At 51.0% G+C, this 12876-nt stretch carries 15 protein-coding genes and 1 tRNA gene; 5 read left to right on the top strand and 11 right to left on the bottom strand.

Features of this window, described 5'->3' with window-relative positions; genetic code table 11:
• On the top strand, window positions 1–1369 hold a 1369-nt coding region (pntB, locus tag HMPREF2954_RS10915; protein ID WP_070689137.1), incomplete at its 5' end, for a Re/Si-specific NAD(P)(+) transhydrogenase subunit beta.
• A 639-nt stretch (window positions 1370–2008) separates the two neighbouring features.
• Window positions 2009–3547 (top strand): pentapeptide repeat-containing protein, encoded by a 1539-nt coding sequence (locus HMPREF2954_RS10910; RefSeq protein WP_070689136.1) that lies wholly within the window; start codon window positions 2009–2011, stop codon window positions 3545–3547.
• Window positions 3548–3661: 114 nt separating this feature from the next.
• Here HMPREF2954_RS10910 and HMPREF2954_RS10905 read toward each other — a convergent pair whose 3' ends face one another.
• Window positions 3662–4183, bottom strand: a complete 522-nt coding sequence (locus HMPREF2954_RS10905; protein ID WP_003759382.1) for a thioredoxin family protein — start codon at window positions 4181–4183, stop codon at window positions 3662–3664.
• On the opposite strand from HMPREF2954_RS10905, the gene HMPREF2954_RS10900 reads away from it, so the two are divergent.
• Window positions 4182–4367 carry a hypothetical protein gene (locus tag HMPREF2954_RS10900; protein WP_045073772.1) on the top strand — a complete coding sequence of 62 codons (186 nt, stop codon included), beginning with the start codon at window positions 4182–4184 and terminating at the stop codon, window positions 4365–4367. The two genes, HMPREF2954_RS10905 and HMPREF2954_RS10900, sit on opposite strands and share 2 nt — an antisense overlap.
• A gap of 354 nt (window positions 4368–4721) precedes the next feature.
• Here the strand turns inward: HMPREF2954_RS10900 and HMPREF2954_RS10895 are convergent, their stop codons facing one another.
• The 4 genes from HMPREF2954_RS10895 to HMPREF2954_RS10880 all read right to left on the bottom strand — a co-directional run bounded on the left by HMPREF2954_RS10895 (window position 4722) and on the right by HMPREF2954_RS10880 (window position 7662).
• The gene (locus tag HMPREF2954_RS10895) at window positions 4722–5186 is read right to left on the bottom strand and encodes a low molecular weight protein-tyrosine-phosphatase (protein ID WP_070689135.1); all 465 of its coding nucleotides are present in this window, start codon (window positions 5184–5186) and stop codon (window positions 4722–4724) included.
• Between the two features lie 7 nt (window positions 5187–5193).
• Window positions 5194–6294, bottom strand: a complete 1101-nt coding sequence (locus HMPREF2954_RS10890) for a conjugal transfer protein (protein WP_070689134.1) — start codon at window positions 6292–6294, stop codon at window positions 5194–5196.
• A gap of 113 nt (window positions 6295–6407) precedes the next feature.
• The gene (gene ribA / locus HMPREF2954_RS10885; RefSeq protein ID WP_045073762.1) at window positions 6408–7001 is read right to left on the bottom strand and encodes a GTP cyclohydrolase II; all 594 of its coding nucleotides are present in this window, start codon (window positions 6999–7001) and stop codon (window positions 6408–6410) included.
• On the bottom strand, window positions 6994–7662 hold the full coding sequence (locus HMPREF2954_RS10880; RefSeq protein ID WP_070689133.1) for a hypothetical protein: 669 nt from the start codon (window positions 7660–7662) through the stop codon (window positions 6994–6996). Before HMPREF2954_RS10880 ends, ribA begins: the two co-directional genes overlap by 8 nt.
• A 133-nt stretch (window positions 7663–7795) precedes the next feature.
• Here HMPREF2954_RS10880 and HMPREF2954_RS10875 point away from each other — a divergent pair.
• Both HMPREF2954_RS10875 and HMPREF2954_RS12015 read left to right on the top strand, forming a co-directional pair.
• Window positions 7796–7880 (top strand) — tRNA-Leu (locus HMPREF2954_RS10875).
• Between the two features lie 219 nt (window positions 7881–8099).
• Window positions 8100–8375 carry an Arm DNA-binding domain-containing protein gene (locus HMPREF2954_RS12015; RefSeq protein WP_083313629.1) on the top strand — a complete coding sequence of 92 codons (276 nt, stop codon included), beginning with the start codon at window positions 8100–8102 and terminating at the stop codon, window positions 8373–8375.
• 353 nt (window positions 8376–8728) lie between these two features.
• Here the strand turns inward: HMPREF2954_RS12015 and HMPREF2954_RS10865 are convergent, their stop codons facing one another.
• From HMPREF2954_RS10865 to HMPREF2954_RS10845, 6 genes are all read right to left on the bottom strand, one after another.
• On the bottom strand, window positions 8729–10111 hold the full coding sequence (locus HMPREF2954_RS10865; RefSeq protein ID WP_045073759.1) for a TolC family protein: 1383 nt from the start codon (window positions 10109–10111) through the stop codon (window positions 8729–8731).
• A 75-nt stretch (window positions 10112–10186) separates the two neighbouring features.
• Entirely contained in the window at window positions 10187–10477 is a 291-nt protein-coding gene (locus tag HMPREF2954_RS10860) for a helix-hairpin-helix domain-containing protein (protein WP_039410156.1), read from the bottom strand.
• 78 nt (window positions 10478–10555) lie between these two features.
• Window positions 10556–10885 (bottom strand): NADH dehydrogenase, encoded by a 330-nt coding sequence (locus tag HMPREF2954_RS10855; RefSeq protein WP_070689132.1) that lies wholly within the window; start codon window positions 10883–10885, stop codon window positions 10556–10558.
• A gap of 134 nt (window positions 10886–11019) precedes the next feature.
• Window positions 11020–11256 carry a hypothetical protein gene (locus tag HMPREF2954_RS13330; protein ID WP_231574637.1) on the bottom strand — a complete coding sequence of 79 codons (237 nt, stop codon included), beginning with the start codon at window positions 11254–11256 and terminating at the stop codon, window positions 11020–11022.
• A gap of 96 nt (window positions 11257–11352) precedes the next feature.
• On the bottom strand, window positions 11353–11829 hold the full coding sequence (locus HMPREF2954_RS10850; protein ID WP_045073757.1) for a DUF1877 family protein: 477 nt from the start codon (window positions 11827–11829) through the stop codon (window positions 11353–11355).
• Window positions 11830–12149: 320 nt separating this feature from the next.
• On the bottom strand, window positions 12150–12824 hold the full coding sequence (locus tag HMPREF2954_RS10845) for a glutathione S-transferase family protein (protein ID WP_045073755.1): 675 nt from the start codon (window positions 12822–12824) through the stop codon (window positions 12150–12152).
• Window positions 12825–12876: the final 52 nt, after the last annotated feature.

Raw genomic sequence — 12876 nt, 5'->3', positions numbered from 1 at the left:
TACAGCAGCGTACATCGTAGCCGCGATACTGTTCATCTTCTCGCTGGCGGGGCTGTCCAAGCAGGAAACCGCCAAGCAGGGCTGTTATTCCGGCGTAGCCGGGATGGCGGTTGCCTTGTTCGTTACCGTGTTTTCCGAAAACACTCACGGACTGGGCTGGATCATCATCGCCATGCTGATTGGCGGCGCCATCGGCATCTACAAAGCCAAAAAAGTAGAAATGACCGAAATGCCCGAGCTGATTGCACTTCTGCACAGCTTCGTCGGTTTGGCAGCCGTTTTGGTCGGCTTCAACAGCTATATCGCACCGGGCAACGTTTCGCACGATATGCACACCATCCATCTGGTCGAAGTCTATTTGGGCATCTTCATCGGCGCCGTAACCTTTACCGGCTCGCTGGTCGCGTTCGGCAAGCTCAACGGCAAAATCAGCAGCGCGCCACTGCAACTGCCCGCCAAACATAAGCTCAACCTCGCCGCATTGGTTTTATCCTTTATCCTGATGCTGGTGTTCGTATCCGTTGACGGCAGCGGCTTCATCCTCATCCTGATGACCCTGATCGCGCTCGCATTCGGCTGGCACTTGGTCGCCTCCATCGGCGGCGCGGATATGCCCGTGGTCGTGTCCATGCTGAACTCCTACTCCGGCTGGGCGGCCGCAGCGGCAGGCTTCATGCTCTCCAACGACCTGCTTATCGTCACCGGCGCACTCGTCGGCTCCAGCGGCGCGATTCTGTCCTACATCATGTGTAAAGCCATGAACCGCTCCTTCATCTCCGTGATTGCAGGCGGCTTCGGTACCGACGGTTCCGCCGCAGCCTCCGGCAGCCAAGAAATCGGCGAATACCGCGAAGCCAAACCCGCCGAAGTCGCCGAAATGCTGCGCAACGCAAGCAGCGTCATCATCACCCCGGGCTACGGCATGGCAGTGGCGCAGGCGCAATACCCCGTTGCCGAAATCACCGAGCTTTTGCGTAAAAACGGCACCGAAGTACGCTTCGGCATCCACCCCGTCGCCGGCCGCCTGCCCGGTCATATGAACGTACTGCTCGCCGAAGCCAAAGTCCCCTACGACATCGTGTTGGAAATGGACGAAATCAATGACGACTTCCCCGAAACCGACGTAGTGCTGGTTATCGGCGCGAACGACACCGTCAACCCCGCCGCCCAAACCGACCCGAACAGCCCGATTGCCGGCATGCCCGTATTGGAAGTGTGGAAGGCAAAAGAAGTCGTCGTCTTCAAACGCTCGATGAACACCGGCTACGCAGGCGTACAAAACCCGCTGTTCTTCAACGAAAACAGCGTAATGTGCTTCGGCGACGCGAAGAAAACCGTTGACGAGATTTTGGCGGAATTGAAGAAATAACATTTAGAAACCAAGACAAAAGGTCGTCTGAAAACCTGATTTTTAAGGTTTTCAGACGACCTTTTCTTATGAACACACTACGTCAAACACACCGCCGCCGTCATTCCCGCCCCCGCATACGCGAGGACAGGCTACGACGTGAATTCATCAGCAATTCTAAGAAACAGATGTTTGAAAAACAGTTGCAGAGATTTAAAAGTAGATTCCCGCCTGCGCGGGAATGACGGTAGCCGGACAGAAATCTATGCCACGACGTGCAGCCTGCTCCCTATCCCGTCCGGCGGGAGAGGGCTGGGGAGAGGGGGGCTCTACGGGCTGCACGAATTTGATTTTGCCTCAAGCCGCAAAGCCATCCCCATCCTAGCCTTCCCCCGCCAGACGGGGGAAGGGACAGGTTGCCGTTGCTGCACAACAAGTAGCGTGGGCTTTGCCCACGAAACTTGCCGTATGTTAATTCGAAGGATAGTTGTGTTTTCATTCATTTCGTGGGCAAAGCCCACGCTACTTGAGTTACCCCAAGCCTGCGTTGATTGAATAAACGAGGTCGTCTGAAACCGAAAGCTTGGTTTCAGACGACCTTTTCTTTTTTGCCATTACGCAATACTATAAAATTCGGGTTGCCGCCGGACGCGATACGGCTTGAAATTCAATAAAGGGAACGAAGAAATGGTGAAATGGAAAATACGTCAAAAAATCACAGCAGCAAAAGACAAGGGAAAAACTTGGTTGGATAAGCAAAGCAATGCGGCAATAGTCTTGTGGGCAGGAACTGTTTCACTAATCATTTTTATGATTATCTATTTTGCAGCGATTAGGAACAGTGAGAGCATTTCTTCCGGTGCTTGGAATCTTATTATTCTGATTGTTTCTTCCCCCGTCGCCTTCGCCATTTGGCATTTCCGCGATAAAAATAATCGACAGCAAATCGAGAACCAACGTAAAGACATTAATCTGAAAGAATTTCAAAAACTGTCCGAATGGGTCAGCGGCGCGCATTTGCCGGAAATGAAAATAGTCAATAAAACCACGCAGAGAAGCAGCCCAAAAGACGGAGCAGAAATTACAGAACAAACGACGGAACAATCTGAAGAATATGCCAAAAAACCAGATACCGCCGATTTCGATACCTTCAGCAAACGGGAAGGAGCAGTCGCTTTGCAGATTTCCGCCATCTACAACCTGCTGCCGTTTTTCCGAGGCGATTACGGAGAAAGTTTCCGCCTACCTGCATTTAATCTGTTGAAGTCTGCTTGGCGGGCAATGCAGCAGGATAGTTTGAAGAAATTGGAAAAAGAAAATTTATCTGATGACGAAAGGACTAAATTTATTGAGGAGTTGAAACGAAAAGCAGAAAGCCCTATGGGAGTGGCTTTAACTAATGTGTTGCTAAGTGTGAATGATGAAGAGCAACTTAATTTAGGATATGTCCAGAACGTTTTACCTTATATTTGTTTAGCTGGAATTAAATTAGATTCCATCAGATACAATATTGGTTCAATGGTTTGGTCAGATTTAAATTTACGCTATGCTGATTTACGAGCTGCCGATTTGCATGATGTTGACTTAACCAAAGCTGATCTAAGTGGAGCAGACTTACGCGAAACTAACTTTTCAAATGCTGATTTAGAACAAATTATTTTATATGAAGCTAATTTGCAGAAAGCCAATTTGCGTTCTGCTTTTCTTCAAAGTGCGAACCTTGAGAAAGCTAATTTGCAGGAAATTGACCTAGATTCAGCCAATTTATCTGATGCAAATTTGATAGATACTAAACTTCAACACGCCAAATTAACAAATGTTAATCTATCTGGTTCTAATTTGACTCGAGCCGATCTGCAAGGAGCTGATCTAAGTCTTGCTAATTTGAGAGATTCTCTTTTGCTTAACATAAAATTAGATGGAGCAAATTTTAAATCTGTTAATCTAAGCGGATCTGGATTTGAATGGGAAACACTCAAGAAAAGTAAAATGCTTGCGTATGCCCAAATTAACGAAACTGATTTTATTGAAGCTTTTTATCCAAAATGGATGAAAAATGATTTGGTATGGGAGGCATTGACAAAGAATGAACAAATAAATGTTATGCAGCAATTTTGTAATGAAAAAGGAATGATAATCTTAGATGAGATGGGGAAGGAAATAGTTTGCCCTTTCTGGTTAAAAGAAATGCAACTTTAACCATGGTCTATTCCTAAAAGGTCGTCTGAAACCAAAATCCTGTTTTCAGACGACCTCTCTTCATCCTTCCGCAAAACCTCTAACCCTCAAACGGTGCAATCTCAAACGGGCAGCTTATCGCAAGCCGTTTGCGTCCAGCCATTTCTCCAAGTCTTCGGCGCTGATTTTGCCGCCGTTTTCTTCCAAATCGAGTTTGTTGACTTGTTTGCCTTTACTGTATTTCGCGAGGACGGGCGTGCCACCGAGTTTGTATTGTTGGCGGAACGCGGTCCATGCTTCTTTGTCTTGGTGCAGGCGGTGGACGTTGACGAAGTAGATTTTGCCGTTCAGGTTGCGGCTGGCGATGTAGCGTTTGAACATGGGCTCGAAGGCGTTGCAGTCGCCGCAGCTCGGGCGGCCGATGTAGGCGTAAACGGTGTCTCCGTTGGCGACGCGTTTTTTGAAGCTTTCGACGGTCAGGCTGTCGAGGTGGAAGTAGATGTCGGAATAAGTGTCTTCCAGCCGTTTGGTGTTTTCGGCGGAAAGGCGCACGGCGGTTTGCGCTTCGGACAGGCTGTTTTTTAGGGCTTCGGTTTCACGGTCGGCGGCGCAGGAACACAAGAGCAGCGCGGCGGTCAGGACGGGCAGGATTTTCATGATTCGGCTCCTTGGTTGCGATAAGGAAAAGTATACGCTTTTCGCGGCGGCGGGGTCGTCTGAAACGCGGGAAACGGCTTTTTTCAGACGACCTTTTGATGTATGGCAATGGGCGGGCGAAGTAGCGTTGTGTAGCGTGGGCTTTGCCCGTGGTGGTTTGGAGGCATCGCTTTTTCGCGGGTAGAACCCGCGCTACGCCGGGGTTTATTTCTCATTCAGCCGCCCTACCCCGGCTTTTTTGTTCGACAAGAGTAAGAATTGTTGCTTTTTGAAAAGATCGTCTGAAACCTAAGATTCGGTTTACAGAACATTTGCTTTGCTTGGAAAGCCCTTGAATGAACCGGATAAAGTAGCGTGGGCTTTGCCCGCGGTGGTTGAGGGCGTCGCTTTTTCGCGCGCTAAGGCGGTGTTTATTTCTCATTCAGCCGCCCTACCCCGGCCATCTCTTCAACAAAAGGTCGTCTGAAACCCAAATTTGAGGTTTCAGACGACCTTTTTTACTGCATTGCGTTCAACTTTAAATGTTGTGTCAACCGATTCAAACCAAGCCCAGCTTTTTCAGCAGCGCGACGCTGCCTGCGTCCACAAGCCTGAAGGTTTCGTCAAAGTCGCCGGTGTACCACGGGTCGGGGACGTGGCGGTACCCGCTTTCGGGGATGAGGTCGGTGAGTTTGAAGATTTTGTCGGGGTGTTTGCCGAACATTTTTTCCAGTTCGGCAAGGTTGTTGTCGTCCATGGCGATGATGAAGTCGAATTCATCGAAATCTTCGGAACGCACTTTGCTGCTGGTAAAACCTTGATGGTCGATGCCGTGGGCGGCGAGGATTTTGCGCGTGCCTTGGTGTATGTTTTCGCCGTCGTGCCAGCCGGATGTGCCAGCGCTGTCGGTGCGGACGCGGTGGGCTACGCCTGCTTCGCGGGCGCGGTGGCGCAGGACGTATTCCGCCATGGGGGAGCGGCAGATGTTGCCGAGGCAGACGAAGAGTACGGAATGGTTTTTCATAGGCGGTTTAGGCGTGTTCGGAGAAGAATGGGTTGTGTCCGTCCAGGGACAGGGATTGCGCATAGGTCGGCAGGTCGGCATTTTCCGGCAAAACGTCGTGCAGGATGCGGATATGCTCGACGCGGCATTCCGCCATCAGGTCGAGGAAGTTGTGTTGGATGACGGCGATGTTGTCGGAAGACGAAAGGTTCCACACGAACACTTGCGGGACGACTTCAAACGCGCTGTCGGTCGCGTTGAAACCGAACAGAATCTGCCCGCCCGCCCTTGCGGCAATGACGACGCCGACGCGCGGACTCTGCATACGGATGGCGCGGATGGCGTTGGTGGCGAACACGTCCATCGCCATGCGCTGACGGGTGTGGCTGCCGTCGGTCAGGGCTTGGAGCGGGGTGTTCGGAGACAGCGGATTGGTGAAGATGGTAACGCCGGCGGCGGCAAGGCTTTCCTGCCAAACCTGCATCAGCGGCAGGCCTGCCTGTTGCAGGTTGACACCCAAGGCGGTTTGCAGGTTTTTGTCGCCGTAGCCCAGCGCGTAAACGACGTGGACAGACTGTCCTTCGGGGCAGATCAGCGGTTTATCTTCAAAGGTTTGCAGGAACGCAGCGGCGGATTCGCTGTTTTGTTTCGCGTTCCACCACTGTTCGGGCGTGATGCCGCTTAGGTCGTCTGAATGGGCGAGGAAGGGCAGCCATTGGGTGTTTTGCGTTAAAGCGCGCAAGTGGGGATAGTTGGACAGGCAGGCGGTCAGTGCTTCGGTAGGCAGCGTCAGGGGCAGCGATCGCTCCTGTTTGCAGCCGGCGACGATGACGACGGGCAGGGCAAACCATTGGGCTTCGTCTTCGTTTTCGGCGGATAACACTTGGTTGATGCTCTGCATCAGCGCGTTGTAAGTCTCTACATCGGGCGCCATGGTCATGGCGACGGACAAGTTGACGTAGTAGTTTTGATGAAGCTGGCTGCGGATTTCGGTTTGCAGCTGCCCCACAGCAATCTTGCGGGTCGCGGCGGTCGTGCCGTGTGCGAGCAGGGAGGCGTTTACCAGTAAATGGTTTTTAACCGGAGTCTGCGGATAAGGACGTGTGTCGTGGAGGATGAAGGTGTTCATATGGATATAAATCGGTGGTTGTCCGGACAGCTCGGATTATAACAATATCGCGATACGGATTGGGAAAAGGTCGTCTGAAAACGAAAAAAGGCGGGAAATACGCCCACCTGCCCTCAATCAAAAATCATATGTCCCAATTTGTCCGCTTTGGTGTGCAGATAACGTTCGTTTTCCGCATTCTCGCCGACATGGAGCGGAATACGTTCGACGACATTGATGCCTGCATCTTTCAACGTCTGAATTTTTTCAGGATTGTTGGTCAACAGCTTGACAGCACAGATATTCAGATGGTCGTAAATTTGCTTGGCAAGCGTAAAGTCGCGTGCGTCAACGGGCAGTCCGAGCGCGAGGTTGGCTTCGACCGTATCCATCCCCTCGTCTTGAAGCTTATAGGCACGGATTTTGTTGATCAAACCGATGCCGCGCCCTTCTTGACGCAAATAAACGATCACACCGCGCCCTTCTTGTTGAACCGCCTTCATCGCCGCTTCAAGCTGCGGGCCGCAGTCGCATTTTTTGGAAAACAGGGCATCCCCGGTCAAACATTCGGAGTGGATGCGGGTCAGAACGGGGAGGTCGTCTGAAAAATCGCCCATCGTCAAAGCAATATGTTCTTGTCCGCTCGGTTCTTCAAAACCGTGCATAGTGAAGTCGCCCCATTCGGTCGGCAGGCGGCAGGAGGCGATGAATTTCAAGGTGTTATTCATGTTCTTCTTCCTTGTCTTCGATGCCTGCCAATGCTTTCAGCGGCTCGGCAAGTGCCAACGCCAGCGCCGACCAATCTGTTTGGGCTGCGTCATCGGCTTGATCTTTATCGGCAAATTCAACGTGAACCACGCCCAAAACCGTGCCGTTTTGCGTTGCCACAGGGATGGACAACTGGCTTCCGCTGCCCTCGTTCCGGCTGCCTTGGATTTCGTCCAGCGAAAGCCAATAAGCTATATCGTTGGCAATATTCATCCAACCGCTTTGCGCCGTACGGCAGGCAAGGTAAACCGTACCGTTTTCTTCATGAATAGCCAACAGATTTTCCAAAGGCTCGCCTTGTGCCGCGATACGAACCAACCTTGCATGCGGTTCGCCAGGAATGTGAATGTAAACCGCCGCGCTTTTGACAGCTTTTGCGCGACTGAATACCGAATCCAGAGCCATGAAAACCTGTTTGAGCAAAACTTCATTTTCCGGTGTTTCTTCAATATGGTCTGCCAGCTTCCAACCGTCTTCCTCACGCCACAAAACCGAGCGGTCAATCGAAGCATTGCCCATATCCATCACCGTCTTCGCGGTCAGATAAGCAATACGGAGGTCGTCTGAAGACAGCTTCAAACCCTGTGTCTGTAAAAAATCCTGAATCAGTAAAACAGGCATGATGTTCCTCTTTGATATTAGTGTGTTCCGGCAGATAACCGACCTGCCATTATATCGGTCGGAATAAAGCAATTTCAAGCCAAAGGTTGTTTGCAGAGCAGGATACTTTGTGTATAATCCCGAGTTTCATCACGCGGACGTGGCGAAATTGGTAGACGCACCAGATTTAGGTTCTGGCGCCGAGAGGTGTGAGAGTTCGAGTCTCTCCGTCCGCACCAACATACAAAAACGCTTAGAAATTCTAAGCGTTTTTTTCATTTAATCCCGTCTAACGCCATTAACCAATCCTTGTAAATGCAAGGGTTTCAGGCTTCTTTATATCCCGTTGTTTTCTTTTTGGCTACATAACGCCGTCTAATTTAATCTAATTGAATCAACCAAAATCAGGGGGTATGATTCGGGATATCTGAAAATGCCCCCTAAAACATACCCCAACCATGCCGCTGAATGACCGACAAATCAAAAATGCCAAGCCCGCCGAAACAGGGAAAAAGACCAAGCTGTTTGACGGCGGCGGATTGTATCTTGAAGTTACCCCAGCAGGCGGGAAAGTTTTCCGCTTGAAATACCGTATAGACGGCAAAGAGAAAACATTTACTATCGGCAAATATCCGACCACATCACTGGTAGAAGCCTGCCAAGCCGCCGAAAACGCCCGCTGCTTGCTTGTATCTCCGCCCTACTTTTATATACAACCATTTGTATATAAATAATTTTATTCAGTATTACATTTTATTGTTCCCCGTTTCTCGTCTTTTCCCGTTTACACAAATCTACCCGAATCGGCATAAAAATGTCGGTGCTTTTGTTGGTGCATGGCACAATGCCTCAAAAAAGCACCAACAAAACTACTGATACTGCTGCTCTTTGCGGTGTGCGGAAAAATCAGAAAGAACCAATGCTTAAATCCGCCGTAATTAGCCATTTGCCGTGGTTTTAAAGTAAGTATTTCTTGTACATCAGGTCAGTCAAATAAAGAACCGGCTACATCATCTTCGATGAATTTGATTAACAAAATTAAAAATGCCGTCTGATTTTTCAGGCGGCATTTTGAAATTGCTCATTCCTACTTCGGCGTATAACGGCCCGCCATCGCTTTATACACCATGTTTTCGTATTTCAGCGTTTCGTACCGCTGGTTCAGTACGTTTTGGGCGGAGCTGTATTCCGTGTTCAGCGCTTCCAGCCAGTCTTTCAGCTCGTTTTTGCCGTGTTGGTAGCGCACTTGGTAGTAGCGGCTGTTTTTCTTGTCCAAGGCGTAACGCTGCTCTTGATTGTTAAGCGCGGCTTGGGCGTTTTGGTAGGCGAGGTAGTTGGTGCTGACTTCGTTCAGCGCGGTGGTCAGGGCTTTTTCAAAGTCGAGTTTGGCGCTGTCGAAATTGGCTTGGGCGGTTTTGTCTTTCCACTTCATGGTCTGCCAGTTGAGGAACGGCAGGTTGATGGTGGCGGAGCCGCCCAGTAGTGGGATATTGAACGCGCTTTTGGCTTTTTCAGACGACGTGCTCAAGCTCGCGCCCAATGTAATCGAGGGATACCAACTGCGTTTTTGCGCTTCGACGGATTGGAGCGAGGATTGCAGGCGGTATTCGGCGGCGCGCAGGTCGGGGCGGTTCGCCAACACGGTAATCGGTACGTCGAGGTTCACGCCTTTGACGGACGGCAGGCGGTATTGCGCGGGGTCGGCAGCGATGGCTTCGTTCGGCTTGAGGTTGAGCAGGTTGCGTAAAACCTGTTTTTGCGTGTCAAGGCTGTTTTTCAGGGAAATCAGGTTGTTTTGCGCGCTCAACAGCGATTGTTTCGCCTGCGTCGGCTGGCTGGAATCGGCTCTGCCGTAGCGGAACTTGGCATCGGCAATGCGGTTGATTTCCTGATATTGCTTGAGGGATTTCTGCGCCAATTCAATGGCTTCGTTGAGATAGGCAATATTGAAATAGGCGTCGGCGACATTGTTGATCAAAGTCAGGCGCGTGTTTGCCATATCCTGCCGCGTGGCTTGGTATTCCCAGACTTGCGCGTCGGCGGTGGCACTGAGTTTGCGCCACAAATCCAATTCGTAGCTCAAGCCGAGCTGGCTGCTGAAGGTGTTGCCGTGGCTGCCGGTTTTCAGGTTTTTGGATGTGGACGCGCCCACCGAGCCGCTGAACGACGGCACCAAATCCGCCCCCAAAATATTCGCCTGATACAGGGCTTTATTGACGCTGATGGCAGCCTGTTTCAAATCGATATTGTTTTCCAAAGCCTGTGCCATCAGGGCGTTTAGCTGCGGGCTTTGGTAGATTTCCCACCAGTTGCCGTTCACGTCGTAGCGTTCGGCAGCCTCCGCCGCGCTCATCACCTGCCCCGTCGATTCGAGCGTGAGGTTTTGGTCGGTGCTGTGGACGGCACACGCGCTTAAGGCAAGGGCGAGCGACAGGGATAATGCCGTCTGAAAAAAAGGTTTTTTCTGCATATCGTATCTTTCGGTTTAAGGTTTCAGACGACCTAAAAGGTAGCGAGGTCGTCTGAACAATCTCATCGGCTGCGTTTATTTATCGGCTAAAAACGCTTTTCGCTGTTCCGTAAAATGCCACCACGGCTTCGGTTCGTTCCCCTGCATAAAATCAACCAGCGACAGAAAAATATCAATCATGCAGGGATCGTGTCGGGTTGCGGTCAGGCTGCACAGGCGGTCGTACATTTCGTAAGCGTCCTGCCCCGCCAAATCCTGCGGCTGCGTGATGCCGAGCAAAGCCAAATCCTCCGCCACGGCTTTGCCGACATTGGGCAGGTCGGTCAGTGTGTTCAGCTTGCTTCGTCGTACTTTGTCGGGACTCATGTTTTAGCCTTTGGTTTGGAGGTCGTCTGAAAACCTGCAACCGGATGTATGAACTTGTTTTCGTGGGCGAAGCCCACGCTACTTCACGCTCTTCCGCCTTAAATGCGCCATTGCCGTCGAACGTATTTCATACAAAGCCGAAGTGGTCTTTTCAAATTCATCAGACAAGCCGTGTTCGTGGGCGGAGAACGGCGGGGAGTCATTCCAAGAACCCATGCCGCCGAAAACGTGGCTTTGTTCGCAGGCAAGCTGCAACCGTTCTTCAAAAGGCATGGATTCGTTTTCGAGCGTCCGCGCCGCCTTATCAAAAAAAGCCCTTTTCCAATGCAGTTCGCCAATGGCTTCCGCAAGGGTGGAAATATCGGTTAAAGCCTGATGGAAACGGCGCACCAGTTCTTGCTCGGTCATTTGACTTGTTCTAAGTTCTTCAAACAATTTTTCAGAAGACGTTTTAACTGTTTGGCAGTTTGCGGATGCATCGGCTCTTGCAGTTTACGCTCCAACCGATCGGCTTCGTGTTCGAGTTCATGTTTATACCTGACTCAGGAGCGTTGCTGCATCTCCAATATTTGTAACTGTTGCCGCCACAAATCCTGCTGCAATTTCTGCCATGCTTTGGTTTTATGCTTCGACGGAAGCGGAATTCTATCCGACAGCTCCACACATGGTTTGGAACACTGCGAACAACGGGGCGAACTGCTGTCTTGGGGGCGGAAATAGCGTTTCGGACGGCGCACGGCGGTGCGGCAGGAAAAACAAACGTAATTCGTATTACTCATTTCAATAAAATTCAATTAAATCAATTATTCATGTACTTTTCACCGTTGAATCCGTTTTTCAGACGACCTTTTCCCATTCAAAAAGGTCGTCTGAAATCATGAAATCCTGACCACGACGCCGCAATGCTGTTCGGCGGCGGCTTGGTAGAACGCGGCGAGTTCTTTAAACCGCTGCGCCAATTCCGTGCGGGTTTCGGCAAAGGCTTTTTCATCGCCCCAAATATCGGGGTAGATTTGGTTGTTTTGAAAATCTGCTGCGGTTTTGCCGTCGAGCAGCGCGGCGAAATCGGCTTGGTTCAGGGCTTGGGCTACTTCGGCAATTTCAGTATCGTCGATCCAGCCGATGTGTTCGCCTGCTTCTTCGTCCTGCCGCAGGATGTTACCAATCATAGCTTTGCTCAACGGGTTTGCCGCGTCGGCATCGTCCGAGCCTTTGCCGGTCAGGACGAAATGCAGCGCGTCCCATAGTTTGCCTGCGCTGCATTCGGATACGGCGGCTGGCGTGCCGGCGGAGGCTTTGATTTGTTCGATGCCGCTTTGCGGATGGGCTGTGTATGTTGCGTAAACGTCCATAGGTTTCCTTGTATTGAAGGCTTGAAATGCCTGTTTCGGGAGGGGTCGTCTGAAATATAGTGGATTAACTTTAAACCAGTACGGCGTTACCTCGCTTTAGCTCAAAGAGAACGATTCTCTAAGGTGCTGAAGCACCAATTGAATCGGTTCCGTACTATCTGTACTGTCCATGGCTTCGTCGCCTTGTCCTGATTTAGTTAATCCACTATATGTTGTGGGTTCGGACGATCTTCGGTCTGTTTTCGCAATGTATTGTGTGAACTGTGTATTCGGTATCTCGTCGGGCAGCCAGACCCGACTTTTGCTGTTTTCAGACGACCTTATTTATCCAAACGCAGCAACGGGCCGCCTGCTTTCTCTACCGCCGTTTGATAGGCGGGGTCGTTTTCGATGCGCTGCAAATAGGCGCGGATGTTGGGATAGTCCGCCAATCCGAAGCGGTCGGCGGCGGCTTGCAGCGGGTAACTCATCATGATGTCGGCGCCGCTGAGCCGGTTGTCGACCAGCCAGTCTTTGCCGTTTAATTCGTTTTCGACATAGGCAAGATGCAGGGCGGCTTGTGGTTCGATAAAGCCGTTTTTGACGTTGCCGCTGATTTTGCGTGCGACGGGTTTGATGAAAAACGGCATGGGGGCGTTTTCTATTTTGCGGAACACCAGACCGAGCAAAAGCAAGGGCATCAGCGAACCTTCGGCATAGTGCAGCCAGCGTTGGTAATGCCAGTAATCTTGGCTGTCGCGTTCGGGCATGAAGCGTCCGCCGCTGTAGGTTTGAATCAGGTAGTCGGTAATCGCGCCGCTTTCGTTGAGTACGAATCCGTCATCGTCGATAACGGGGGACTTGCCCAGCGGGTGAACGGCTTTGAGTTCGTCAGGTGCGAGCAGGGTTTCGGGATGGCGCGTGTAGGTTTTGATTTGATACGGTGTGCCGATGAGTTCGAGCAGCCAGACGATGCGCAGGGCGCGGGACTGTGCCAATACATGCAGGGTAATCATTCGGTTTTCCTCGGTGTGTGTATAGTGGATTAACTTTAAACCGGTACGGCGT

This window comes from Neisseria sp. HMSC067H09, from assembly GCF_001814135.1.
Classification (GTDB): domain Bacteria; phylum Pseudomonadota; class Gammaproteobacteria; order Burkholderiales; family Neisseriaceae; genus Neisseria.
The sequence above is the reverse complement of the archived record's forward strand: the minus strand, read 5'-3'. Positions and strand labels throughout refer to the sequence as shown.

Bases quoted from the DNA above. Each gene is read 5' to 3' on its own strand.
- HMPREF2954_RS10880 (WP_070689133.1), bottom strand. From the start codon at position 7,662: ATGCCTGTTTTACTGATTCAGGATTTTTTACAGACACAGGGTTTGAAG.
- HMPREF2954_RS10855 (WP_070689132.1), bottom strand. From the start codon at position 10,885: ATGACCGAGCAAGAACTGGTGCGCCGTTTCCATCAGGCTTTAACCGAT.
- HMPREF2954_RS10890 (WP_070689134.1), bottom strand. From the start codon at position 6,294: ATGAACACCTTCATCCTCCACGACACACGTCCTTATCCGCAGACTCCG.
- HMPREF2954_RS12015 (WP_083313629.1), top strand. From the start codon at position 8,100: ATGCCGCTGAATGACCGACAAATCAAAAATGCCAAGCCCGCCGAAACA.
- HMPREF2954_RS10865 (WP_045073759.1), bottom strand. From the start codon at position 10,111: ATGCAGAAAAAACCTTTTTTTCAGACGGCATTATCCCTGTCGCTCGCC.
- HMPREF2954_RS10895 (WP_070689135.1), bottom strand. From the start codon at position 5,186: ATGAAAAACCATTCCGTACTCTTCGTCTGCCTCGGCAACATCTGCCGC.
- HMPREF2954_RS10900 (WP_045073772.1), top strand. From the start codon at position 4,182: ATGATTCGGCTCCTTGGTTGCGATAAGGAAAAGTATACGCTTTTCGCG.
- HMPREF2954_RS10845 (WP_045073755.1), bottom strand. From the start codon at position 12,824: ATGATTACCCTGCATGTATTGGCACAGTCCCGCGCCCTGCGCATCGTC.
- HMPREF2954_RS10850 (WP_045073757.1), bottom strand. From the start codon at position 11,829: ATGGACGTTTACGCAACATACACAGCCCATCCGCAAAGCGGCATCGAA.
- ribA (WP_045073762.1), bottom strand. From the start codon at position 7,001: ATGAATAACACCTTGAAATTCATCGCCTCCTGCCGCCTGCCGACCGAA.
- HMPREF2954_RS10905 (WP_003759382.1), bottom strand. From the start codon at position 4,183: ATGAAAATCCTGCCCGTCCTGACCGCCGCGCTGCTCTTGTGTTCCTGC.
- HMPREF2954_RS10860 (WP_039410156.1), bottom strand. From the start codon at position 10,477: ATGAGTCCCGACAAAGTACGACGAAGCAAGCTGAACACACTGACCGAC.
- HMPREF2954_RS13330 (WP_231574637.1), bottom strand. From the start codon at position 11,256: ATGAGTAATACGAATTACGTTTGTTTTTCCTGCCGCACCGCCGTGCGC.